Annotated in this window: 18 protein-coding genes and 3 pseudogenes; 1 reads left to right on the top strand and 20 read right to left on the bottom strand. The window is 44.0% G+C overall.

Annotated elements, in window-relative coordinates:
• Positions 1-84: 84 nt before the first annotated feature.
• The 4 genes from MK370_RS01410 to MK370_RS01395 are packed head-to-tail and all read right to left on the bottom strand — an operon-like array spanning position 85 to position 3892.
• Positions 85-1368 carry a glycosyltransferase gene (locus MK370_RS01410; RefSeq protein WP_268683844.1) on the bottom strand — a complete coding sequence of 428 codons (1284 nt, stop codon included), beginning with the start codon at positions 1366-1368 and terminating at the stop codon, positions 85-87.
• A complete protein-coding gene (locus MK370_RS01405) occupies positions 1337-1984 on the bottom strand; it encodes a hypothetical protein (RefSeq protein ID WP_268683843.1) in 648 nt (215 codons plus the stop codon). The genes MK370_RS01410 and MK370_RS01405 overlap by 32 nt, the downstream gene beginning before the upstream one ends.
• The gene (locus MK370_RS01400) at positions 1977-3119 is read right to left on the bottom strand and encodes a glycosyltransferase (RefSeq protein WP_268683842.1); all 1143 of its coding nucleotides are present in this window, start codon (positions 3117-3119) and stop codon (positions 1977-1979) included. The genes MK370_RS01405 and MK370_RS01400 overlap by 8 nt, the downstream gene beginning before the upstream one ends.
• Positions 3120-3121: 2 nt before the next feature.
• Positions 3122-3892 carry an SDR family NAD(P)-dependent oxidoreductase gene (locus tag MK370_RS01395; protein WP_268683841.1) on the bottom strand — a complete coding sequence of 257 codons (771 nt, stop codon included), beginning with the start codon at positions 3890-3892 and terminating at the stop codon, positions 3122-3124.
• A gap of 138 nt (positions 3893-4030) precedes the next feature.
• On the opposite strand from MK370_RS01395, the gene pepT reads away from it, so the two are divergent.
• Complete coding sequence (gene pepT / locus MK370_RS01390) at positions 4031-5254, top strand: peptidase T (protein WP_268683840.1); 1224 nt, start codon at positions 4031-4033, stop codon at positions 5252-5254.
• A 48-nt stretch (positions 5255-5302) separates the two neighbouring features.
• Here the strand turns inward: pepT and ifs are convergent.
• The 16 genes and pseudogenes from ifs to MK370_RS01315 all read right to left on the bottom strand — a co-directional run bounded on the left by ifs (position 5303) and on the right by MK370_RS01315 (position 24478).
• Positions 5303-6179, bottom strand: a pseudogene (gene ifs, locus MK370_RS01385) (NAD glycohydrolase toxin immunity factor).
• A gap of 939 nt (positions 6180-7118) precedes the next feature.
• Positions 7119-7622 (bottom strand): annotated as a pseudogene (locus MK370_RS11325) (pneumococcal-type histidine triad protein); the annotation flags it as partial.
• Between the two features lie 645 nt (positions 7623-8267).
• Positions 8268-10664: pseudogene (locus MK370_RS01380) on the bottom strand (pneumococcal-type histidine triad protein); the annotation flags it as partial.
• Positions 10665-10673: 9 nt separating this feature from the next.
• A complete protein-coding gene (locus MK370_RS01375; RefSeq protein WP_268683838.1) occupies positions 10674-11612 on the bottom strand; it encodes a metal ABC transporter solute-binding protein, Zn/Mn family in 939 nt (312 codons plus the stop codon).
• A gap of 284 nt (positions 11613-11896) precedes the next feature.
• Positions 11897-15076 carry a carbamoyl-phosphate synthase large subunit gene (gene carB, locus MK370_RS01370; RefSeq protein ID WP_268683837.1) on the bottom strand — a complete coding sequence of 1060 codons (3180 nt, stop codon included), beginning with the start codon at positions 15074-15076 and terminating at the stop codon, positions 11897-11899.
• Positions 15077-15099: 23 nt separating this feature from the next.
• The gene (locus MK370_RS01365) at positions 15100-16176 is read right to left on the bottom strand and encodes a carbamoyl phosphate synthase small subunit (RefSeq protein ID WP_268683836.1); all 1077 of its coding nucleotides are present in this window, start codon (positions 16174-16176) and stop codon (positions 15100-15102) included.
• A 114-nt stretch (positions 16177-16290) separates the two neighbouring features.
• Complete coding sequence (locus MK370_RS01360) at positions 16291-17208, bottom strand: aspartate carbamoyltransferase catalytic subunit (protein WP_268683835.1); 918 nt, start codon at positions 17206-17208, stop codon at positions 16291-16293.
• A 107-nt stretch (positions 17209-17315) separates the two neighbouring features.
• Complete coding sequence (locus MK370_RS01355) at positions 17316-18599, bottom strand: uracil-xanthine permease family protein (protein ID WP_072074099.1); 1284 nt, start codon at positions 18597-18599, stop codon at positions 17316-17318.
• Between the two features lie 8 nt (positions 18600-18607).
• Positions 18608-19126: a bifunctional pyr operon transcriptional regulator/uracil phosphoribosyltransferase PyrR gene (gene pyrR / locus MK370_RS01350; protein ID WP_032912894.1), complete on the bottom strand. Its 519-nt coding sequence runs from the start codon at positions 19124-19126 to the stop codon at positions 18608-18610.
• Between the two features lie 270 nt (positions 19127-19396).
• Entirely contained in the window at positions 19397-20029 is a 633-nt protein-coding gene (locus MK370_RS01345) for a Pr6Pr family membrane protein (protein WP_268683834.1), read from the bottom strand.
• A gap of 7 nt (positions 20030-20036) precedes the next feature.
• Positions 20037-20375, bottom strand: coding sequence for a zinc ribbon domain-containing protein YjdM (locus MK370_RS01340; RefSeq protein ID WP_268683833.1), 339 nt, complete (start codon positions 20373-20375; stop codon positions 20037-20039).
• Positions 20376-20847: 472 nt separating this feature from the next.
• Positions 20848-22176 carry an ISLre2 family transposase gene (locus MK370_RS01335; RefSeq protein ID WP_060971036.1) on the bottom strand — a complete coding sequence of 443 codons (1329 nt, stop codon included), beginning with the start codon at positions 22174-22176 and terminating at the stop codon, positions 20848-20850.
• Between the two features lie 114 nt (positions 22177-22290).
• Positions 22291-22599, bottom strand: a complete 309-nt coding sequence (locus tag MK370_RS01330) for a hypothetical protein (RefSeq protein ID WP_060971035.1) — start codon at positions 22597-22599, stop codon at positions 22291-22293.
• Positions 22600-22611: 12 nt separating this feature from the next.
• Positions 22612-22884: a hypothetical protein gene (locus tag MK370_RS01325; protein WP_225915774.1), complete on the bottom strand. Its 273-nt coding sequence runs from the start codon at positions 22882-22884 to the stop codon at positions 22612-22614.
• A gap of 39 nt (positions 22885-22923) precedes the next feature.
• Entirely contained in the window at positions 22924-23718 is a 795-nt protein-coding gene (locus MK370_RS01320; RefSeq protein ID WP_060971034.1) for a ParA family protein, read from the bottom strand.
• 169 nt (positions 23719-23887) lie between these two features.
• Positions 23888-24478: a hypothetical protein gene (locus tag MK370_RS01315; protein ID WP_060971033.1), complete on the bottom strand. Its 591-nt coding sequence runs from the start codon at positions 24476-24478 to the stop codon at positions 23888-23890.
• Positions 24479-24488 lie beyond the last annotated feature (10 nt).

Genomic DNA, 24488 nt, shown 5'->3' with positions numbered 1-24488 from the left:
ACAAAATCGGCAGTTTCAACTCTACATCTTTTATCAGAATCGAGCAGCTATTCACTGTAGGCTGTATTCGTCAATAAATTAAATTTACAAATCAACTTTCAAAAGCCGCCTCAGCTCTTGATAGAGAATCTCTGTAGGCTGATATTCTTTGCTTTGCTGGGCAAGAGTTTTCAAGTGAGACCAGTCCGTGCGATTTGTCAATTCCTTAAAAAGGCGCAGCACTTCTGCATCGTTCTTTCTTCGAGCAACCAGCCCCACCTGGGCCAGCTCAGCACGAACGGCATTGTCAAACTGGTCATAATCCTGCGGCAAAATGAGACTGGGAATCTCATGCTCAATACAGGCCATCATAATACCCGTTCCTGCGTGCTGAATGGCAAAATCTATCTTATCCAGAATATCGGTATAGGGCAGATAGTCAAAGAGCAGCAGGTTTTCCGCCAGTCTGTTCGGAGGATTCTCCAAGCCACTAGCTTCTCCCAAGGTGACGTAAAAGAGGTAATCTGGGTAGAGCTGACTCAGCTTTTTCGCTCTCTCCACCATGCGCTCCTTCTCCCATTTCAAATGCGTACCGCAAGTCACTAAAACCCGCTTCTTATCGGTCTCAAAATAAGACTCATGGGCTGCAGGCAGGCGATCAAAGGACAGGCATTTGTAGCCAACCCAGCGGAGGTGCTGCGGAAAGTCATCTCGAAACTCCAGCTCTTTCATGCCCAAAGCTAAGATAGAGTAAGGCGAATAAATAGCTTCTGAGCCGTCTTCCCGATAGAGTTTAAAATCTTGATAGTCTCCCAAACTTTTCCGGACTAAAGCAAAGGCCATTTTCTTTCCACAGCGAATAGCATGCCTGCCCAAGGCATCTCTGAACTTGTATAAGACACCCTGATGAGGTTTCCATCCTCCCAAATAGGTCGGCGTTGTCGTCCGGCATTCAATCGCAACCGGACTCGGAATCGTGGTTATCCAGGGGATGCCAAAGCGATCAGAAATCAGGCCCGCTGGTGAAGCAACAAAATCTGCTATGACCAAATCCGGTTTACCGTCCTCTTGCCAAATTCGATTTAATTCGTCTATAACTTCTGGAATGAGTCTAGAATTGGCTAGAAACTGCTGATAGGTAATCAAAGGATTGCTTTGCTGCGGGGTGTTGGCGATGTCCTCCATCACTGTCGGTCTTTCTGGAAAGAGGGCTAGACAGTCAAAACCGATTTCCTCTACTAGCTCTTTCTTTTGGCAACCAGTGATAACCCGAATTTGAAAACGCGAATCCGTCAGCAGAGGCTTGACTAAGGTCAAAGTAGGCAGCAGGTGGCCACTAAATGGCACACTAATCACATCAATCTTTATCACTTTGTCTAATCCATTCATCAACTAATCCTTTCACATCTTCCCTGTATTCATAATCAAAATGATTGCTATACACCATCACATCTGCTGGATGGCTATCAAGACATCTGCTGTATATATCCTTCCTGCCCTTGATGACCAGCAAGTCAATATCCTTGCGATTTAGGAGTCTCCGTGAAACAGGCCCCAGCGCAATCACTCTCAGTCTGATCGGCAGATTTTCCTCACCCAAGCCCTCCAGCCACTGGGTCAGCATATTGAGTCCCGAGCTTTTGCAGATAATGACAGCCTCCTCAGCATCCAGTAAAGGAGATAAATGCCGTTGCAAAGCCTCCTGAAAGCGAGAATTATAGAGAGTATACCAATAATAACGGATATTGGAAATGGAAGCTGCTAACAAGGCAACTTGGGTTTGTCTCCCGTGCTCAAATCCCTGGTTAAACGGAAAATTGCTTGGCACCACTGAGAAATCTGGTGGACAAATCTGCTCAAGAAACTCAAGTTGTCCTGAAGTCAGACTAGCGCTCTCCAAATGACTGCTGCCACTGAGAAAAAGCAAGACTTTGCTAGATTTTAACAAGGTTTGGTCTGGCGACAAAGCATCCAACTTATCCAAGTACTGCTTCATCTTACTCATAGCGGATTTTCCCATCCGTCACTCGAATCTTTCTTCCCCGCCAGTTAATCACCCGCGGACTGAGCAAGACATAGAGGAAAAGCCAAGGCAAGAGTAAGTCATTCAGTACCTCGTAAAACACCTCATCAGGATGCGGCCGAGCAGTTAGGATAAGGCGACGATAAGCCAGCATCCAAACCGCTTTGAACAAGAGCAAAAGCAAAGCCAGCAGCACAAAAGGCCAGCCAAGAAAGAAACTAATAAGCAAGGCAGGAAGAGGCAAAAAACTAGGCAGAGCAATTAAAATAATAACCTTCCAGTCCAAGTGCTCTTTCAGATAGATAGAGCTAAAAAGCAGCCAACGCTTCATTTGCAGCAAATATTGCTTGGCATCTTTGATAGTAGTCCGAACATTACAGGTCACCCGCGTCTGGATAATCTCAACTCCCTTGCTGCGCAGAAAATCCGCTACAGCCAAATCATCACACAAATAATCTTTTATAGCACTGAAGAGCTTCTGCTCCCTAGCCAGTTCAAGTGGCAGGATGTAGAACATTCCATTAATCGAGTGGTTGGCTTTGACTTCAGCCATGGTAAAATAGGTAATGAAAGAATTTCCATTGACAAAAGCAGCTACTAGCTTGGACCAGAAATTACTTCGCTCCTGATTATAGGGAATGCCTGTCAAAATAACATTCTCACCCAGATAATCTGTCAATTCTCCCATTTTTGAAAAATCAATGACACTATCGTCATCGAGAACAATCAGATATGGTCGAGTCAGCTCATCTATAATCTGCTCAATCTTATAACTCTTAGGATTAATCCCCTGGGGGACATCCTCCATGAGAAAAATGCGAATGCGCTGGGCATAAGAAGGATTTTGACAAATCTTGTCAGCCACTCGCTGAGCCTCTGGGTCAGACTGATCAATCAGCCAGTAAAACTCAACTGCTTCAGTCTGTTGGAGATTGGCTAATAAATCATTTTCCAAACGAGGATCACCAGATAGGATGGGCTGAACCACCGTATAAAGCTCCTCTTGAAAGTCTGATGAAGAGCTCTGCCCTTTTTTCAAATAAGCCAAAGACAAGAGCCAACGCAAGATAAAGAGAAGCAGGTAAGCAGCAGCCAGCAGGAAAAAAATAAGTTTCATAATCAAAGCCCCTTTCGTAGATAAGCGCCAATCAAACGGATAATCCATCGTTGCGGAAGTAGCTTCATGAGCCAAGCCAGTAGTTGATATCTCTTGCCAACTATCGCATAAGAACGGCCTTGCTGGAGCAGTCTGATGATGCGTCGTGCTGCTATCTCCGGGCTCATCTGCAACTGACTTCCACCCAAAGCATCCTGCAGCTCTGGAGGGAAGATAGAGGTCTGAACCGGTCCCAGTATATAAAGACAAACTCTCATTTCAGAGCCTTTGAGGCGCATCTCTTCTTGCAAGGCTAGACAGTAAGTCTGCAAAGCGGCCTTGCTAGCGCTGTAAGCCGCCAGATAAGGATGGGGACAAAGCGCTGCCAGAGAGGAAAGTTGGACAAATCTTATCTTGCGATTGCGCTCTGCGACTTGCTTCATCAGCCGAATCGGTGCCTGATAATTAACCTGCCAGAGGGCATTTTCATCTGCTTCCGAAAGAGATAGCGCTGGACCAAAATTAGCTAGACCGCAGCAATTAATCAGTAGATCTGCCTCTAGCTGCTGAGCAAAATCGTCTACCGCAGCCGCATCCAGCAAATCCAAAACTCTGCAGGAAGGCTTAGCTCTAACTCCAGACAAGTCCTCTTGCAACTGAGTGAGCTTCGCTTCATCTCTGCCAACCAAGACCATCTGGTCTGTCCTTTGAGCCAGTTCTCTAGCCAACTGACGACCTATACCTCCCGAAGCCCCCAAAATCACAGCTTTGCTGATTGTTTTTTCCATTTGCATAGATATAGTTTACCAGATTTTGACAAGATATAAAACTAATTGCTAGATTTTACCTTTGCCCTAAAGAAACGAAAAACATTTCTCACTCTCCCCTGAATATGCTAAAATAGATTTAAATGAAATGAAAAAGGAGCATTTATGAAATATCCTAATCTTTTAGAGCGTTTCCTGACTTATGTCAAGGTCAACACGCGCTCAGACGAGACATCTACAACTACACCCAGCACCCAGAGTCAGGTGGACTTTGCCAACAATGTCCTCATTCCTGAAATGAAGCGGGTTGGCTTGGAAAATGTCTACTACCTGCCCAACGGCTTTGCGATTGGAACTCTGCCAGCCAATGACCCAAGCTTTACCCGCAAGATTGGCTTTATTTCCCACATGGATACGGCGGACTTCAACGCAGAAAACATTCAGCCGCAGGTCATTGAGAATTATGACGGCGGTGTGATTCCGCTGGGGCAATCTGGCTTTAACTTAGATCCTGCGGACTTTGCCAGTCTCCATAAATACAAGGGCCAAACTCTGATTACGACTGATGGAACAACTCTTTTGGGAGCAGATGACAAGTCAGGTATTGCTGAAATCATGACGGCTATCGAATACCTGTCTGCCCATCCAGAAATCAAGCATGGAGAAATCCGAGTTGGCTTTGGACCAGACGAAGAAATCGGTATCGGGGCTGATAAGTTTGACGCTGAAGACTTTAATGTGGACTTTGCCTACACAGTAGATGGTGGCCCTCTAGGAGAACTCCAGTACGAAACCTTTAGCGCTGCTGGAGCAGAGCTGACCTTCCAAGGCCGCAATGTCCATCCGGGAACTGCTAAAGACCAGATGGTTAACGCTCTCCAGCTGGCTATTGACTTCCACAACCAGCTGCCAGAAGCCGACCGACCAGAGAAGACCGAGGGCTACCAAGGCTTCTACCACCTGATGAACCTGACAGGTACTGTCGAAGAAGCCCATGCTAGCTATATTGTCCGCGACTTTGAGACAGAGGCTTTTGAAAATCGCAAAGCTGCTATGCAGGCTACTGCTGATAAGATGAACCAAGAGTTGGGCAGCGAGCGCGTTATCCTGACCCTCAAAGACCAGTATTACAACATGAAACAGGTCATTGAAAAGGACATGACACCTATCCATATCGCCAAAGCAGTCATGGAAAGTCTGGATATCCAGCCTGTCATCGAGCCTATCCGTGGAGGAACTGATGGATCTAAAATTTCCTTTATGGGCATCCCGACTCCCAACCTCTTTGCAGGTGGTGAGAATATGCACGGACGTTTTGAATATGTCAGCCTAGAAACCATGGAACGCGCTGTCGATACCATCATCGGCATTGTTACCTATCAAGAGTAAAAAAAGAAACCACAGAAGTTCACAAAGTATTTCTGTGGTTTTTTCTCACTATGGCAATTCTACCTTCAAGCTCATATCTGTGGGTTGTAACACTTTCTGTACAGCAGCGAGAAAGGCTAGTCCATTAACAGATGGAGAATATTGGAAAGTGATATGGATGACTTTCTTGTCAAAGCTATCGCCATATCTCTCCACATATTGCTTGCTTTCGAGGGAGTAGATATAGTTGTTGAGTTTTTCTTGAAGTTTCAAAAGATGTTCTTCTTCCAGAGACTCTATCCATTTGTTTTTGTCAATCAACAACAACTCTAGATGGTCATCTGAAACACCCATAGCATCAATACTTGTAACGTCTAGTACAATTGGCCATACTTCTGCAACTGATTTAATTTTTCTTCTATTCTTATTTTCCTCTTTCTTTTGCTCATTAACAATATATTCTACTTTGTCTTTATCACAGTTTTTGAAAAACTCCATAGAATCAATTAAATTACAAATATTACGGTAATAATCAACCTTTTTCTCAATAGGAAGATTATAAATACTTTCAAGAACTATAGGTACTATGTTCTCCACATCAACGATAAAAGGTAAAGTACCATATTCTTCCAGTAAATCTTCTTGTTTTTTTATAAATGATACAACTTGATATAAATGTATAATATCCTGACTAGAAGCTAATTCCTTTAAAATATTAAAAAGTTCAATCTGGAATATCAAAATCTCCCTCTACATAAATTGGATAAAGGCTGTATTCTATCAAAATATGGGTATCCGTAATATCTTGATAATATGAATCGCGGTGACCAATTCTATACTCGGGATCAATACCTAAGAAAGCATCTACTTTTCTGTGATTTTCAATGGCTTTTTTATACCTCGTAATATCCCACTCAGTATCTGTTTTTAGTCTATATGTCTTCATTTATTTACTCCATTGATTTATTCTAAAAATTCCCTCAACTTGCTCAATTTTATTAGTCCCAGGCTTATAGACACTTGGATTTTTTTTTCATAATAGCCTTGACGTTCAATCGCAGATAAAAATTCATCGTATGAATTCTTCTTTGGTCATTTTTCTCTCGTTTCTTTTTTTATGCTTCAAATTTCACTACTTAAATATTCTTAATTTTTTTAGAAATCAATACCTTAACCCAACTTTCAAATTATAAGTTTATCTATGTCTACTCCCCACTTTCATTTTGTATGATTGACGAAGCATCTAATTGATTGTCTCCTTGACTGTCTCCAGTACTCGCTGAACTATCTGATTTTGGAAAATCTAAACTATACTCAGTTTCTGTACTAATCGCCGGAAGATCAATATCTACTATCTCCTGATTTTGAACAGATGATAAGAAGCGAAAATGGCCCAAACCATATAAACAAGAATGGCTGGATATACAATCAGATGTCTTCCCAAAAAATTCCCAGAAGCTTCAGCACCTCTTGTAGACATTCCTTTCAATTCTGGATACTGGGTCTCGTATTGTTTCTTTTTTGCCCAATACGGCCTTGATATAACAATACCTGCAAACACAACTAAGCCAATTGAAACATTTTCAAAGATTAGATTCCTAGATCTTTAATAGACCAAAATAAAGGACAGAATAGCTCCTGTAACCGCCGTTATCAAGAATATAAGGCGGCTATAAATAGCTTCTTTTTTTACTCTAAGATACTCTTTAATAGGTAGTTCTTTTTCTGTCATGATGATAATTTTTTCATCTATCAGTCTCTGTTTATTTTAACACAATATCAATCAAATAAGTATAGGGTTGTGAAAATCAAAAACGAATGATATCTTAGACTTGGCTCGGTCTTCATCATTCGTTTTATTCTTGTTTTACATCAAAATGTAAGCTTAGCTAATCTGAACAGTCTTCAGTTGGCCGTCAGCTCCTGTAAAGCTGATGCTTCTGCTTTCTGGATTATAGCTGAAAGTCTCTGGGCTGACTCCGTAGAGCTGAGAAAGCTCCTGCAATTTCTGGTTGAATGCTTCCTCTGTCATGCCAAAACTCGCTGCTAAGCTTGATTGACCAGTTGGGTTTGCAGCTGTCGAAGCTTCTGCTGGTTTGTCAGATTGGTTTTGAGCTGCTTCTCCAGTGGCAGATTCGGAAGGTAGATTGCTAGTTTGCGCAGTTTCTGGAGCACTGCTGCTGGATGGCTGACCAGAAGCAGGTTGTTGAGCTGATGCTTTCAGGAAGCCTTTTTGCACCGCATAGGCATCTGCTGCTTGGCGCTCAGCTTCTGATAAGTCTTTCTTGTAAATATAATGCTCGTGGTCCAGATGGGCTACCCGATAGCCTTGCTCATCCGCTCCGACCATATCCTGCAGATTAAAGTGATAGTCATCATCTTCCCTATGCTGAGAATCAGAGTCGCTTGCCCCCTCAGGATGGACGAGTGACTGCTGGAAGGCCAAGATTTCCTTGAGCAGCTCTTTCTTGTCAGTAGCTCTCTGTCCAAGCTTATCAAAAAGCTGGTCCAGCTGCTGGTATTGCTGCTCACTTCCTTGATTCTTTTCCAAATACTGATGGATAGACATGAGCAGATTATAAAGCTGTTGATAAACTTCCTGATTTTCCGTATTAGACGGCTCTTCCTTTTGCCCAGCAATGGTCCGGCTCATCTGATCTAAAAGCTTCTGACTTGCTGTCAGCAGAGCCTGCTTGTCTGAGCTGCTGCTCTTTAATTCCTTGCCTAATTCTAAGATTCTAGCTGCATAGTCTGCTCGGCTGTTTTGGTCCTTTACTTCTCCAAGCAATTCCTGCGCTTTCCCAAGGAAGACAAGGGCTTGAGCACTCTTCTCGCTATCATCCGAGGTGCCAAAATCATCATAAATACCCTTCAAAAAGTCATAAATCATGGCTTTGTAGGTTGGCTGATCTGGCTCTCCCTGATCCAGCTCTGTCTTTTCAGAGGACGGAGAAGGCTGACCGCTAGCAAGGGCAGCTGCAATCTCTTTTTTAGTCTGATAGAGGGCAGGGAAAAGCTGTTGGAGATTGGTCGCTTCTATAAAGGCTTGAGACTTATAGAGAGTCAAGGTCAGCTCGGCTGCTTTTCTGCGCAGCTCAGGGCTCAAACGCCCATCCTCTAAAGCTTGGTAGAAATAACGAATATAATCAACCGCTGTGACGCCTGTCCGATCATGATAATCTTCTAAAGCAGATAATACTTGTCCTAGCTCTGCCATTTCAGCTTGATTCTGGCCAGCATAAGCATTTTGCAGACGCTGCAGCAAGTCAGCTTTCTTCAATCCATAGCTATCCGTATCAAGTCGGTTCATTCTCTCCAAAAGTCCTTGATAGCTCTTGTCCAGCTCGGTCTCTTGGATTGGCTTGACCGTCTGATCCACATGGATAAACTGCTTATCAAAGTTGTCCAGACTGCTCAGGTAGCCAGCTGTTGAGTTGCTAGGCAGCTTCTTCATGGTTTCCACAAACTGCCCCAAAGCCAGCTCAATCCGCCGCTGCATAAGAGGATCATCGGCATAGAGACGCTGACTGTCCGATTTTAGACTTTCTACTTTTTGCAAAACAGCAGCCTCATCATAATCGCCCTGCTCATATTTAGATTGAATCTGAGGTAGACGATTTTTCAAGGCTGCTGCAGCGCCCTTGGACTGGATTTTGATATAGTGATTGTGGTCGCCATGAGGAATGACAAACTGACCATCTTCCACCTGCAGACTGTAAGGCGACAGACCTGAGCGCAAGGCTGTTGTGTAGAGCTCATTCATGAAGTCCAGCTCTGCATTGCCCGTTACCAGAGGAATGCGAACATGCTCCTTGCGGACAGCATAGGGGTGGATATGCTTCGGATCATAGGCTTGGTCAGGGTTATTAAAGACAAAGAAGCCATTTGAGATGCGAACCGCCTCATTGGGAACGCCATAGGTTTGGCTGATATAAGCGATCTTTTCCTCATCGCTGGCATCGCGTGAATAGCGTTCAGCGTCATTGACTGCTGCTGATGGTTTTACTGGCTGTTGCTTGGCCAAGACTTGCTCCGCTGCTTGAATCTGTTCAGCAGTCAAGTCTTTCTTGTAAAAGTAATGAGCGTGATCTCCATGCGATACCATGTAGCCATGGTCGTCCTTGCCAATGACAGCCTCCGCATGAAAACCATGGTCGTGCTCAGGCTGTGACGGTAACTGAGGCTTCAAAGCTTGCAGAGGATCTCCTAGCGGCTTGTAAGTATAACCAATAGGAATCAAGCGGGCAATCTTAGCTTCCAAGTCTGACAGCTTGTCATAAGGAATGAAATGATGGTGATTTCCGTGGGGAATAACGATCCCATTTTCTGTCCGACGGCTGATTTTCAGTGGGTCAAAAACCACACCGTCCCCTTCGTGATAGCGCTGAGACTGAGGCAGGGCATAGAGCTGCTGCAGCAGACTTGGCAAGGATGGCTGAGATGTTTGAGACGGCTGGAGCGAATTAGACGGACTCGGCTGAGTAACCGCTAAGCCATGACTTGGCTGGTCAATCTTTGAATGATTTGGCAGCTGTGGAGACGGATTTGAGACAGGTTCACCCTGATTGATAGCACTATTCTGATTCCAAGTATCGGAAGAAGCAATCGTCCTGTTGTAGTCAGGCGGATTTACTCGTCCGCCAGCCCGTCTGCTATTCCAGTAGCTCTGAGCCGCAGCCAATTCTGCCGGCGACAAGTCGCTCTTGGGAATGTAGTGAAAATGGCCGCCATGCGGCACGATAAAAGCATCGCCAGTATCCTCGATGACGTCAGAGGGGCTGAAAGTATAACCGTCATCCGTTTTATATCCCCCTTGCCCTTGGTGGGAAATTCCTGCAAGGTCTGCTGCCGTCTTTCCCGCAGCTAGGGACTTGCTGGGTTGACTGAAATCGCGAGTTCTGCTTGATTTTGTAGTGGAAGATTTGCCACTATCGCCTGCTTCCTTGGTCTTATGCAGCTTCTTCTGCCGAGCAATTTCATCCACCGAGCGGACATTACTGGTATGCTTGGCATCCTTGAGGTAGAGATAATACTTCCCATCTAGCTTGATGATATAGCCATCCTTGACCTCATTGACTATATCTGCTTCCTGCAGCGTATAGTTAGGATCTCGGATAATCAACTCTTCGCTGATAATGGCATCAAAAGGCACTTTACCATCAAAGTAATGATAATGGTCTCCATGAGAAGTGACATAGCCCTGATCTGTGATTTTCACAACGATTTGCTCCGCTTCAATACCTTCCTCATCATTGATTTGGTCAGATGTCAAATTTTTATCCGTCTTGTCACCCGAAGTCTTGTCCTCAATATAGGCTACTTTGTTATCTTTGGACTGAGTTCGGGGCTGAACTTGCCATTGGATAAGCCCGTAAGTTCCGAGACCAAGAGCTAATACAGCTGCTGAAGCAAGGAAATATTTCTTTTTCATGGTTTTCCTTTATCCTTTCAAATCTTTAGCTAAAACAGCTAAATTTTTTTCTAAATTTTCTAAATAAGATAGTTGGTTGGCTGGGTCTGCTTCCAGAGGATTCAGCTCCTTGATTTGTACACCGGTCGCCTTGACCAGAGTTTGAGCCACTTTGGAAGAAGCATTGCTTTCCACAAAAATGGTCTTCACCTGGTGCTCCTTGACAAAGTCTTCTATCTCTGTCAGCTGACGCGGACTAGGCTCCTGCTCTGGTGAAATACCAGCAATGCCCAACTGGGTCAGCCCGAAGCGCTTGGCTAGATAAGAAAAGGCTGTATGCTGGGTGACAAAGGTCTTGTTGGGCACTTTATCAAAAATCTCCTGATAGCGGTCTGTCAGTTTTTTGGCTTCTTCTTGAAATTTACGGGCATTGGCTTGATAAGTATCCCGATGGTCGCTATCCAGCTCCGACAGTCTGTCGGCGATAATCTGAGCTTCCTCTGCAGCCTTCTGAGGATCCAACCATGTATGGGGGTCATAGAGCGTCTTCTCATCCACTCCCTCTCCTGCTTGGACATCTTCCAAGCCAGCGACTCGATCCAGCTTCATACCCTGGGAAGCCTCAAAGACTTGAACCTTGGAATTCTTGAGACTAGGATTCAGCTCGCCAGCCCAGGACTCCAAGGTCCGTGAGTGATAGACAAAGACATCTGCATCATAGATAGCTGCAACGTCATTGGCTGAAGGCTCAAAATCATGAATACCGTTGCTAGACTGAATCATGCGCACATCATTCAGATCGCCCGATATAGCCTTGACCATAGAGTAGATAGAATAAAAGCTGGTTACAATCTTCAATCCTTGCGACGGACTGGATGGACTGGATTCCTTTTGAGACTGACAAGCCCAGAGACACAAGGCCAGGGCCAGCAGGCTAAGGCAAGCTGAAAATTTTAAAGCGCGTTTCATAACATCTCCTTAACTAATTATTAACTAGTTTATTAACCGGTTAATATCATACACTTTGTCAACTTCTTTGTCAAGTTTTTTAAGAAAATAAAGAAAAAAGGAAGCAGAATTCCTTCCCACTTCCTCTTTGCTTTTAATTCCAATATATTTTGAAAGGTTATTTATTATGACTATTCAAGGACAGGATAAACTTGGACAGATGCATTTCTCAATGTTTGCTGTATGAGATTACTTTTCAGACTTTCAGACTGTCAAATGACAATCTGGAACTGAAAACTCCATCTCTAAATCGCTTCTGTAGTGAAGCTGCGGCTTTCCAGTACCTTCAGCATGGCATCGGCCGTGTCCAAGGCTGTAAAGAGTGGCACTCCATGCTCAATAGCTGAGCTACGGATAATTTGACCATGCTTATCTGCTGTACGCTTGGTTCCGACCGTGTTGATAATAGCCTGAACCTTGCCCTTGCGGATATAGGCTGGAATATCCTTGTTATCATCACTGCCGATTTTTTCCACCAGTCGAACGTGTAGGCCGTGATTTTCAAAATAAGAGGCTGTCCCCTTAGTTGCCCAGATACCATAGCCAATATTGGCAAAACGCTGAGCCAGCTGCAGGGCTTCTTCCTTGCTATCATATGCAATAGTAAAGACGACATTTCCAAAGTTTGGCAGATGGAGATAGGAAGCCTCAAAAGCCTTGTAGAGCGCTTTTTCCAAAGTACGGTCGCTGCCCATTACTTCACCAGTAGACTTCATTTCAGGTCCCAAGAGACTGTCAACCTTCGCCAGCTTGGTAAAGGAGAAGACTGGCGCCTTGATATGAACCATGGAACTCTCTGGATGAAGGCCGTCTTCATAGTCCAGATCTACCAGACTTTCTCCAAGGATCAAACGAGTCGCTACTTGCGCCATCGGAATATCGGTTACCTTGGACAAGAAAGGAACAGTCCGGCTGGCCCGCGGATTGACCTCAATGACATAGACCTGCTCATCCTTGATGACGAACTGAATATTCATCATGCCGATACAGTTCAGTCCCAGAGCCAAACGCTTGGTATAGTCTGCAATAGTATCCTTGACTTTCTGCGATAGAGTTTGCGGCGGATAGGCTGCCATGGAATCTCCTGAGTGAACTCCTGCCCGCTCTATATGCTCCATAATCCCTGGAATCAAGATCTGACGGCCATCTGAAATGGCATCCACCTCGCACTCATCCCCAACAATGTAAGAATCCACCAAAACCGGATGGTCTGGACTGGCCTTAACCGCTGTCCGCATATAAGAGCGTAGATCCGCTTCGTTTTCTACGATTTCCATGGCACGACCACCCAAGACATAGGAAGGCCGCACCAGAACAGGGAAGCCAATCTTACGAGCAGCCTCTACTGCTTCCTCTTCATTAGTGGCCGTCTGACCCGGCGGCTGCGGAATATCCAACTCCTTCAGAGCTTGCTCAAAGAGATCGCGATCCTCAGCTCGATCCAAGTCCGCCACTTGGGTACCTAGAATCTTCACACCAGCCTTGGACAGTGGCTCTGCAAGATTAATGGCTGTCTGCCCGCCAAACTGAACGATAACGCCTTTAGGCTGCTCCAGCTCAATGACATTCATGACATCTTCAAAGGTCAACGGCTCAAAGTAGAGCTTGTCAGAGACAGAAAAGTCAGTCGATACAGTCTCTGGATTGCTGTTCATGATAATCGCTTCGTAGCCAGCTGCCTGAATAGCCTTTACAGAATGAACCGTCGCATAGTCAAACTCGACCCCTTGCCCGATTCGGATTGGACCTGAGCCCAGCACTAGAACAGATTCCTTACTGGATTTGACAGATTCATTTTCAAAGCCATAGGTAGAGTAGAAATAAGGTGTCGCAGACTCGAACTCAGCAGCACAGGTATCCACCATCTTGTAAACCGGCATAATCTTCTGCTCCTGCCGGATGCGACGCACCTGCTCGGCCGTCATGTCCCACAAGGCAGCAATCTTAGTATCCGCAAAGCCATTTTGCTTGGCTTTCTTAAGCACATAGCGATCTCCGATATGACTAGCCAGCTCCTGCTCAATTTCGTAAATATGGAGCAGCTTATCCAGGAAAAAGACATCAATCTTGGTCAGCTCGGCAATTTCATCCGGACTGTAACCACGGCGAATAGCCTCTGAGATATAGAAAAGCCGGTCATCTTGCGCCTTGACAATCTTCCTCATCAGCTCATCATCGCTTACTTGACTGAGAGCAGGCAACTCGTTGTGGTCCACACCAACTTCCAAAGAGCGGCAGGCCTTGAGTAAACTCTCCTCAATATTGCGGCCGATAGCCATGACTTCCCCTGTCGCCTTCATCTGGGTTCCCAGACGGCGTTCACCCTGCTCAAATTTATCAAATGGAAAGCGTGGAATTTTAGCGACCACATAGTCCAGAGCCGGCTCAAACATAGCATAGGTAGAGCCTGTCACTGGATTGATGATTTCATCCAATGTAAGCCCGACTGCGATTTTCGCAGCCAACTTGGCAATCGGATAGCCAGTCGCCTTAGAGGCAAGGGCTGATGAGCGAGAAACCCGTGGATTGACCTCGATAACATAGTATTTGAAACTATGCGGGTCCAGAGCCAGCTGTACATTACAGCCCCCCTCAATCTTCAGCGCTCGAATAATCTTGAGACTGGCGTCCCGCAGCATCTGGTATTCATAGTCTGATATAGTCTGACTAGGCGCAAAGACGATTGAATCCCCTGTGTGAATGCCGACTGGGTCAAAGTTTTCCATATTACAGACGACTAGCGCATTGTCGGCGCCATCCCGCATGACTTCGTATTCGATTTCCTTAAAGCCCGCTATAGATCGCTCGATTAGACACTGAGTAACAGGAGAAAGTTTGAGGCCGTTTTCTGCGATTTCCTGCAGCTCTTCTTCATTGCTACAGATACCGCCGCCAGTTCCTCCCAGTGTAAAAGCCGGACGGACAATGACTGGATAGCCGATGCCAGCCGCAAATTCCAGCGCTTCATCCACTGTATTGACAATTTCTGACTCAGGGATGGGCTGGCCTAGCTCTTCCATCAGCTGCTTGAAGAGATCCCTGTCTTCCGCTTGGTCAATGGCCGACAGCTTGGTTCCCAAAAGTTCCACTCCCAGCTCTTCTAAAAGTCCTGACTTGGATAGTTCCATGGCCATATTGAGTCCGGTCTGGCCACCCAGAGTAGGCAGCAGAGCATCTGGCCGCTCTTTACGCAAAATCCGCGCAACAAACTCCAGCGTGATTGGCTCGATATAAACCCGGTCCGCAATTTCCTTGTCCGTCATGATGGTTGCTGGGTTAGAATTAACCAAGACAACACTGTAGCCCTCTTCTTTCAAGGACAGGCAAGCTTGAGTTCCTGCATAGTCAAACTCCGCAGCCTGGCCGATGACGATAGGACCAGAACCAATGACCATAATTTTCTGAATATCTTTACGTTTTGGCATAGTGCACCTCTCAATCTTGCTTCCTAGTAAGCCTGATGGGCATCCATCATTTCCATAAACTCATCAAAGAGATAGTCTGCATCATGCGGTCCCGGCGCAGCATCTGGGTGGAACTGCACAGAAAAGGCGGGATAATCCCGATGGCGCACACCTTCGACGGACTTATCATTGATTTCTTCATGAGTCACAATCAGGCATTCCGGCAAATCCTCACGGCTGACTGCATAGCCGTGATTTTGACTGGTAAAGTCAACTCGGCCGGTCGCAATCTCACGTACCGCATGGTTGAAACCACGGTGACCGAACTTCATCTTATGCGTCTTGGCACCGTTAGCCATGGAGAAGAGCTGATGTCCCATACAGATTCCGAAAATTGGAATCTTGCCCTGAACACCGCGAATCATGTCCAGAGCCTCCGGCACATCTTCCGGATTTCCCGGTCCATTTGACAGCATGACGCCGTCAGGATTGAGCTGGAGAATTTCCTCAGCACTGGTATCATAAGGCACCACTGTCACGCTGCAGTTGCGCTTAGCTAACTCCCGCAGGATAGAATGCTTCAAACCAAAGTCCACCAATACCACGCTGCGACCCGTTCCCGGAGCTGGATAGGCCTGCTTGGTAGAAACCTGCTTGATATTATCAGTCGGCAGAACAGTCGCCTGCAGCTGGTCCTGCAGATGCTCGATGCTATCCTCTGCATTGGCAATGGTCGCCCGCATGGTTCCATGCTGGCGGATAATCTTGGTTAGTGCTCTTGTATCAATTCCCGAAATTCCTGGTATCTTCTTGACTTTGAGGAACTCATCCAAAGACAATTGCTGGCGCCAATTGCTGGCACGACGTGCATACTCATAGACCACTACTCCCTTACAAGTCGGTAAAATGGACTCATAGTCGTCCCGATTGACACCATAATTTCCAACCAAGGGATAGGTAAAGGTCAAAATCTGGCCGTTATAAGACTGGTCCGTAATCGATTCCTGATAGCCAGTCATGCCTGTGTTAAAGACGATTTCACCTGTTACGAAAAGATCCGCTCCAAAAGCTTCCCCTTCGAAAATCATTCCGTTTTCTAATATTAAAAGTCTCTTTGTCATTCTTCCCTCCTGTCCAAGATGCAGACTGCCTATCGAACTTCCACACCAAAATATAATAATAGGGAGTGGGATTGCTTCACATAGCTTCACCCACTCCCGGCCTACTGTCCGAGATTATTGACGACCTTTCAGAACTGCTTCGATAATAGCCATTCTGACAAAGACGCCATTGGTCATTTGTTCAACGATACGTGATTTTGGTGCTTCGACCAGATGATCCGCAATTTCTACATCGCGGTTAACTGGAGCCGGATGCATCAGAATCGCTGTATCTTTCATGCGGTCATAACGCTCTTGAGTCAGACCATGCAGTCTGTGGTAATTTTCTTTAGAAAAGATGGACTCGTAGTCATGGCGCTCATGCTGCACGCGCAGGAACATCATGACATCCACTTCTTCAATCACCTCATCAATGGTGACAAATTTACCATAGTCCGCAAACTCCTGGCTCCGCCATTCTTCAGGACCAGCAAAGTAGAGCTCTGCACCCAAGCGCTTGAGAATCTGCATATTTGACTTAGCCACACGCGAATGGTCCAAGTCACCAGCAATCGCAACCTTGAGGCCTTCGAAGCGACCAAACTCTTGATAAATAGTCATCAAATCCAGCAAGCTTTGGCTAGGATGCTGACCAGAACCGTCTCCACCGTTAACGATGGAAGTCGTAATTGTTGGACTTTCAACTAGCTCTTTGTAATAATCTACTTCTGGGTGGCGAATGACACAGACATCAACGCCTAGGGCAGACATGGTCAAGATAGTGTCATACAAGGTTTCTCCTTTATTGACCGAGCTGGTCTTGACATCAAAGTCCAGAAGATCGCAGCCTAACTTCAACTCCGCTACCTCAAAGGCCTTGTGGGTCCGAGTCGAAGGCTCAAAGAAGAGGTTAGACACGATATGCTGCTCATCATAATGGACTTTAGCGCCATTTTTAAATTCGATTCCGCGTTTAATCAAGGCCATAACTTCTTCATTTGACAGATTTTCCATAGAAACAAGGTTCTTAAGAGCGATTTGATTGGATGACATGATGTAATTCTCCTTTATGAAAGAATGAGGGCTTCCAGAGTGCTGCAAGTAAAGTCGCTCTGAGAGCAAGCTATTTTTGAACGAAAGTTAATGATTTAGCACCTAGCTCAATCCTTGGGCTCAGGCAGGACAAGATAGAGGACAATTCCCAGAATAGTTGACAAGGCAACTCCTGAGATTTGCAGACCAGACAGCTGCAAGGTCAGACCACCGATACCAGACACCAAGATGACGCTGGCAATCAAGAGGTTCTTTTTGTTGTCAAAGTTGGTCTGTGCTTCGATTAGAATCTTGAGACCGCTCGAAGCAATTACCCCAAAGAGGGCGATGGAAATACCACCCAGCACAGGACTCGGGATGGATTGGAGCAGGGCTGATACCTTGCCCACAAAGCTCATGACAATAGCCAGTACTGCTGCACCTGCAATGACATAGACGCTGTAGATTTTATTGAGCGCCATAACTCCGATATTCTCTCCGTAGCTAGTCACCGGCGGTGCTCCGAAAAGCCCTGCAATAATCTGAGCCAGACCATCTCCGGTCAAGGTCTTGTCCAGTCCTGGATCCTTGAAGAAGTCCTTTCCTGTCAAGCTATTTAGTACCATGACATGCCCGAAGTGTTCTGTCATGGTTACAAAGGCGATAGGCGCCATAGTTAAAATCGCACTAGGATAAAATTTCACATCGTAGTCCAAGAAAGGCAGACTCATGGGCGGAAGGTGGAACCAAGAAGCTTGCCCAACCTTGGCAAAAGAAACGATTTCCTGCCCAGTCACAGCCCCTAGAATCAAGCTAAAGATGTAGCCGACTATCAAACCTAGCAAGACTGGGATAATTCCCACAATCTTCTTACCATATATATTAAAGAGGATAACTGCCAAGAGAGTGACCATTCCGATAATGAAGTAGGTCAAATCATAAACCTTTTCACCATTAGTCAAAGTCTTATTCATCACATCGCTAACAGCTGTACCAGCCAAGCTCAAACCGATGACCATGATGATAGGTCCCACCACTACTGGCGGCAGCACCTTGTCAATCCAAGCATTGCCAGCAAACTTGACAATCAGGGCTACGATGAAATAAACCAAACCACCGGTGATGGCTCCCTGTGCAACCGCTCCAATACCATCTGTCTTCATTAGCATCTGCATGGCTGCGATATAAGCAAAGCTGGATCCCATGTAGGCTGGAATCTTGTACTTGGTAACAGTCAGATGGGCCAGTGTCCCCAGACCGCTTGAGAAGAGGGCCACCGCTGGGTCAATTCCCACCAGAATCGGTACCAAGACTGTCGCCCCAAACATGGCGAACAAGTGCTGAAAGGATAGTCCTAAAAGCAGACCTGGCTTTGGCATATCATGCACATCATACTTAACATCTTGATTCATTTAGCTAATTACTCCCCCATAATCAAAACGCGATCTTGACCGTCTGTCTCAGTCACCTCAACAACAATCTCCTCGGTTTGGCTAGTCGGAATATTCTTGCCGACATAGTCTGCTCGAATGGGCAGTTCGCGGTGACCACGGTCAACCAAGACAGCCAAACCAACCCGAGACGGCCGTCCATGACTGACCAGATTGTCGATAGCTGCTCGGATGGTCCGCCCTGTGTAGAGGACATCGTCAATCAGGATTACTTGGCGGTCGGTAATATCTACTGGAATCACTGTCGTATCTTCCTCAACCTTGATATCATCTCGGAAAGGCTTAGTGTCTATTTCTGCGACTGGAATATCAATATTCTCCAACTGAGCCAATCGCTTCTGAATCCGGTGAGCCAAGTGAACCCCACGGGTCTTAATCCCAGCCAAGACCACTTGATTTAAGTCCTTGTTGCGCTCGATGATTTCATAGGTAATCCGCGTAATCGCGCGATTCATGGTGATGTCATCGACAACTTCTTTTGTTTTCATTCTTTCCTCCTCAAACAACAGAAAAAGTCTCCTTATTACAAGGAGACTTCAGAAAAATCTAGTCAGGCAAGCTAAAACAAGACGCACTTGCTTACACCCCACCCATCTTTTTACTTGCTCCTTGTCTATCTCTCTGGATAGAATTAAAGGATTATTTAATTTTTTATACTATATCACAAATTCAAAACTATTTCAAGAAAAAATTGTATTTTTTCTGCTTGACTGGATAAGGGTTAGTGAAATCTGTTTTTCATCTACAAGTACAAATCTCTAAGAAGTCTTCTTCTTTGAGAAAGAGATAGACTTTATTCCGTAAAAGACAAAACCAAAGATCAGGTAGGCCGCAAAAATAATCAGACACATCTGGATGACATAAGGCCAGCCTTTCTTAAAGACATTGAGAAAAAAGTAAGGAAATGGATTGTCCTTAGATCTTGGAATATCTATTTTCAAGAAAAAGCCATTAAAGAGAGCAAAGGCCATGTAGACTAAAGGCACACTTGTCCAAGAAATCGGATCAAACCAGCGGTACTGACGCGATTTGTCAAAGATTACTGTATCCAGAAGAAACGCCAAGGGTACTATGTAATGACACAGAAAATTCTCTAGACGGTAAAAATCTGTCGCAATGGGAGCCAGCAAGAGGTGGTAAACGACGCAAGTAATCATGATTGACATGGTTACCCCACCCTTGATTCTCAAGATTTTCGGTGCCTTCCAAGCATCGCTAGGTCTCGTCATCAGATAGACAAGATAGCCCGTAAAGAGCAAGACCAAGAGATTGGACAAAACCGTATAGTACATGAGCATGCCTACACTATACTTAGTGATTTCCAGATACACACCCAAAAATGCTAGGATAAAAAGAATAATTCGATAAATTAAGATAAAACGGCGATTCATAGAGACCTCAAATTTTCTTAACAAACTCTGACTTGAGCTTCATCGCACCGAAGCCGTCAATCTTACAGTCAATATTATGATCGCCTTCCACGATGCGGATATTTTTCACGCGCGTTCCTTGCTTGAGATCCTTAGGTGCTCCTTTGACTTTCAAGTCCTTAATCAAGGTAACTGTGTCGCCATCAGCCAGCTTATTGCCATTAGCATCGATCGCTACTGGACCTTCTTCTGCTTCTTGGTCCTCAGCCGGATTCCATTCATAGGCGCACTCTGGGCAGACCAAGAGCGTTCCATCTTCGTAGACATACTCTGAATTACATTTGGTGCAGTTTGGTAAGTTGTTCATTTTCTTCTCCATTTCTAGTCAAGGCTGCTAAATTTCCATACCAGCCTTCTATATATGATTAAGCTCTTCTTTCATTTTTCAAATCCAGCAGAACACTAATCAATGTGAAGGTCAACTAAATTCTAAAAATCGTATGTGGTAGAATTTTTTAGAAAGCCCATTTCTTGTAATATGAAAGGAGAACTTTGACCGAGGAGTGCAAAAAAAGACTGAACATTTTTCTTGCTCAGTCTTGACAGAATGGACTTTATCCTGTATCATTAGATGAAGACTGAGTAAGAAGGACGAGTTCTTACTCGGTAAGGCGGAAGGTGTTGACGCACCTTTCGTCTTTTTTTATTCGATTTATTTAATAAGTATTATAGCACACAAGTACCCACTATGCAAGTATTTTCTGTAAAAAAACAGCAGAAAAAACACTTTTTTGAAAAAGCGACTATTATATAACTTATTATATACTTTATTGTATAACTTACTTTTTCCCAAGACGACGTTTAGAAGGATAGCGAAAATTAGGCAAGCGATAGCAACGTTTTACCTTATTTTGTTTAACCTTGATTGTCCCTCCAGTTATATCATCAAGTTCCATCATTTCCTCATATTCCTCTCGCCAACAACCAAAGAAAAGCTCACGCAAGCCATCCTCATAATTCAGAATAATCATTTGGCTCATGGTCTGGGCGCCAAGTACCGTCCAGTACATACCACGCTTTTTCATGCGATAGGTGACTTTTCTGTGCTGGCTTTCCATAACCCCAATTCCTGAAGAACTAAGTCCTCTTAAATTAGCTGGTTTGGTGTATTGAAAATTTTGTAGGAGTTTATTTTTAAAGTGTTCAAACTCTTCTTCCTCCTCTTCTGTAGACAGTAAGCCCTCTGTCGTATCAAGGACAGTCCGCAGCTTTTCTTTGTCGTGCTGCTTGATCGCCTGGAAAGCTAAATCCAGGAGTTCTTCTGCATAAGGCCTAAAAGCAAGCTTCAGCTTCTGGTTGACATGGTAAGCGTCCCAGAAGTGCTCATGACGTTTTACCTTTAGGGCTTTGGCTATCTCTTTAAAGATATAGGGTGTATAACCATGACCGCCGTCCGAATTGGTAATCAGGATAGTTTCTTCCTTGATGTCAAAGTGGTTATAGAGGTAGTCTAGCACTTGATCTCTCGTCAATCGATTATCTAAGGAGATAAACTCTTTTTTCCCTTGAAGTTCAAAGCGGTTACTTCCTACCTTTTTGCTTCCCGTGTGAATGACAAAATGAGAGAGATCATAGTTTCGACTAGGATCTTCCTGATCACTCGCTTTCACCATCACCCCATCTCCTTCAATATAAATCACATCGACAGGCTGCTTTTCTTGAGCCTCTTCATCTCCATAAAAGCGATAAGTTGCTTTCTCCTTCAGAAGTTCATCGCAAAGTTTGACAGCCTTCACAACAATCGGCTTGGTGATACGGATATGATAAGTCAACTGAATAACCTGGATGACCTTATCATAAGGCATCATGGTAGAGAGGCAGGCCACCTGGTACATAAACTCCCAGGAGAAGCGAGTGTTCTTAGACAAGCCTAGCTTCTCATCGACAGGCACAACCCACTCACCCCCTTTCTTCCAACGGCGGCGTCTGAAGGTTATTTCTCCAAAAGTAAAGGCAACCGTCCGCTCCATTGAGTGAATACAGGTATAACCTCTGGCTTTCATGATGGGAACCATCTCTTCATCGTACTGAACGATGCTTTCATAAACATCTTTCGCATTTTGCGCAAATAATTGATCCTTTAATTCTCTTTCATCAAAAACAGTCATTAACACTCTCCTTGAAAGTTAAATTAAAATCTATTTTAATCAATTTTTACCTCTTTTTTCAACTAATAGACCTTAAATAAAAAAGAGCCTCACTTTGGAATGAAGCTCATTTTCTTATTTTTTCTTCTGGATAGAGTTCACCAGACGTTCAAAGACTGGATAAGCAATCATTGAGCAGGGGATGACTAGGAAAATAGCTACAATTGAGTCTGCTATAAAGGAGAAGTCCCCTGTAAAATGAACCATTATAGCAATAAGGGCAATAGGAAGAACCAAGACTGGTACAAACTTCAGAGCCAGTAGCCCTACAATCAGCAAGAACAGCATGCTTAAGCCGTAGGTCTTATAAAAGACAAAGACGGCCACCGTTCCCAAGAAGATAAAGAACAATCGGACTAAGGTTTTCATATTCAGGATAATCATGAGCTTATCTCCTTATTTTTTCAGTTTTCGCTGCATCCTTTCCCACTCCCGAATAATCAGATTTTCCAAATAATCTGAAGCTGATTTAGCTTGGTGATACTCCACCAACTCCTCCAGCTTGTCATAGCGGACATCATGGTGCAAGGAAAAAGGATAGCGGCCTTTCTTGTTATAGTTAGACGCAGCCTTTTTAGAGGTGCGGTTGCTTTTTGGGGGTGTAACGGACTGAGAAAGGGCTTCATTCAGGGATTGTTTTAACTTATCTTTATTTGGATTAAATGCCATTATTAATCTCTCCTCTTTAAATATTCTATAAATAAATCTTTAAGCTAATTGATTCATAGTTTCAATAATTGAATCTAAACTATTTTGAAGTACATCAAAGAAAGCCTGATGCTTTTTGTAAATTCTAGGATTGTTCTTCATATCAATAATTGTATTATCTTTTGTAGTTTGATTAAATAATTCTTTTTGTGGAATTGGACTTAAAACATTATCTTCTTCAGCCAGACCTGCCATCAACTCTTTTGATTTTATCTTACTACTAATCATATTTGGAAGGAAAAAAAGTTTAGCTGTAATAAGAGACTCACGACTTGGACGAACAATCTCTTCTTTACGATAAGCCTCTAATCTTAATTTAAGATTCTCCTTCCCTTCCTCAGAAAAATCACTTGGAATCACCGGACAAATAACCGCATGGCTAACCGCTATTGCATTCTTTGTTGCAGTACCAAAATCTGGGCGGCAGTCGATTAAGAGATAATCATATTCATCTAGGTTCATAGCTTGATAGTTAGCATCTAACCAGTCATAAAAATAAACATTTTTATTAGGATCAGTTTCTAACTTTCTTTCAATTTCGTCCAATCTCATAAATCCTGGAATTAAATCAATATTAGGTGCTACAGATATAATGTCTACTTCTCCACCCATATATACATTAGCAATAGTACCTTTTGTAGGATAAATATTAAAATAATGTGTAAGATTACACTGATGGTCTTCATCAGCTGCCAGGACTTTATAACCTTGTTCTGCTAACTCAGCAGCCATCATCAATAACGCAGTTGTTTTCCCTGCTCCTCCCTTTATAGCTGCAAATGTAATAATTTTCATCTAACTTCTCCTTGCATTATAATTATAAACATATACCTTTCTATACTTCTATTATACCACTACACAAAGGAATCGTCAACAAAAAATACACAATAAGTTATATAACTTATTGTGTATTTTATTATATACTTAATTATCCATTTCATTATCTAAGTTCTTACGTAAGAGCTTAGCCAAATGTCGCTCCGATATTCCCGCCAATGTAGGCTTTCAATTGGATTTGATTGACTGTGGTATTGAAGTTTCCAATAAAATAACAATTCTCTTCATTCTCTTTAGTCAACACCACCAAGAATTGAACCACATCGTCACTCTCTGAAGTGCTGACTTCTAGTTTTGCCTTTTGATAGGTGTATTGATTGACTAAAATTGCCATCGCAAAGGTTTGTATCATAGCGTTATCGGTCATGGAGAGGTGATTTTCAATCGTCCCTTTTACATCAGCAAGAGTTTTAGCCTTTTGGATATCCGCCACTGCCTCATCAAAAGCCACAACAACTGCTTGCGTTTGAACCTCATCTGCTTGGCTATAGGGATGTTCCAGCTTTAATTTAGCTGTTCGATGGTTCTTTTCATCCACTGTCTCCTCTTCGACTGGAGAAACTGTTTCCTTCTTCTTTGAAGGTTCTGTCTGCTCTGTTTTAGGCTCCTCTTTTGATTTTTCTTTGGTCAGGTATTGGTAAATACCGACACCAGCTGAAGTGATTAAGAGAGCTGTTGCAATGATGAATACCATGTTATCTTTAATCCTTTTCTTCATTCTTGTTTCC

It is taken from the genome of Streptococcus sanguinis (genome assembly GCF_026781265.1).
In the GTDB taxonomy this organism is placed as follows: domain Bacteria; phylum Bacillota; class Bacilli; order Lactobacillales; family Streptococcaceae; genus Streptococcus; species Streptococcus sanguinis_T.
This window is presented reverse-complemented; position numbering and strand designations above follow the sequence as displayed.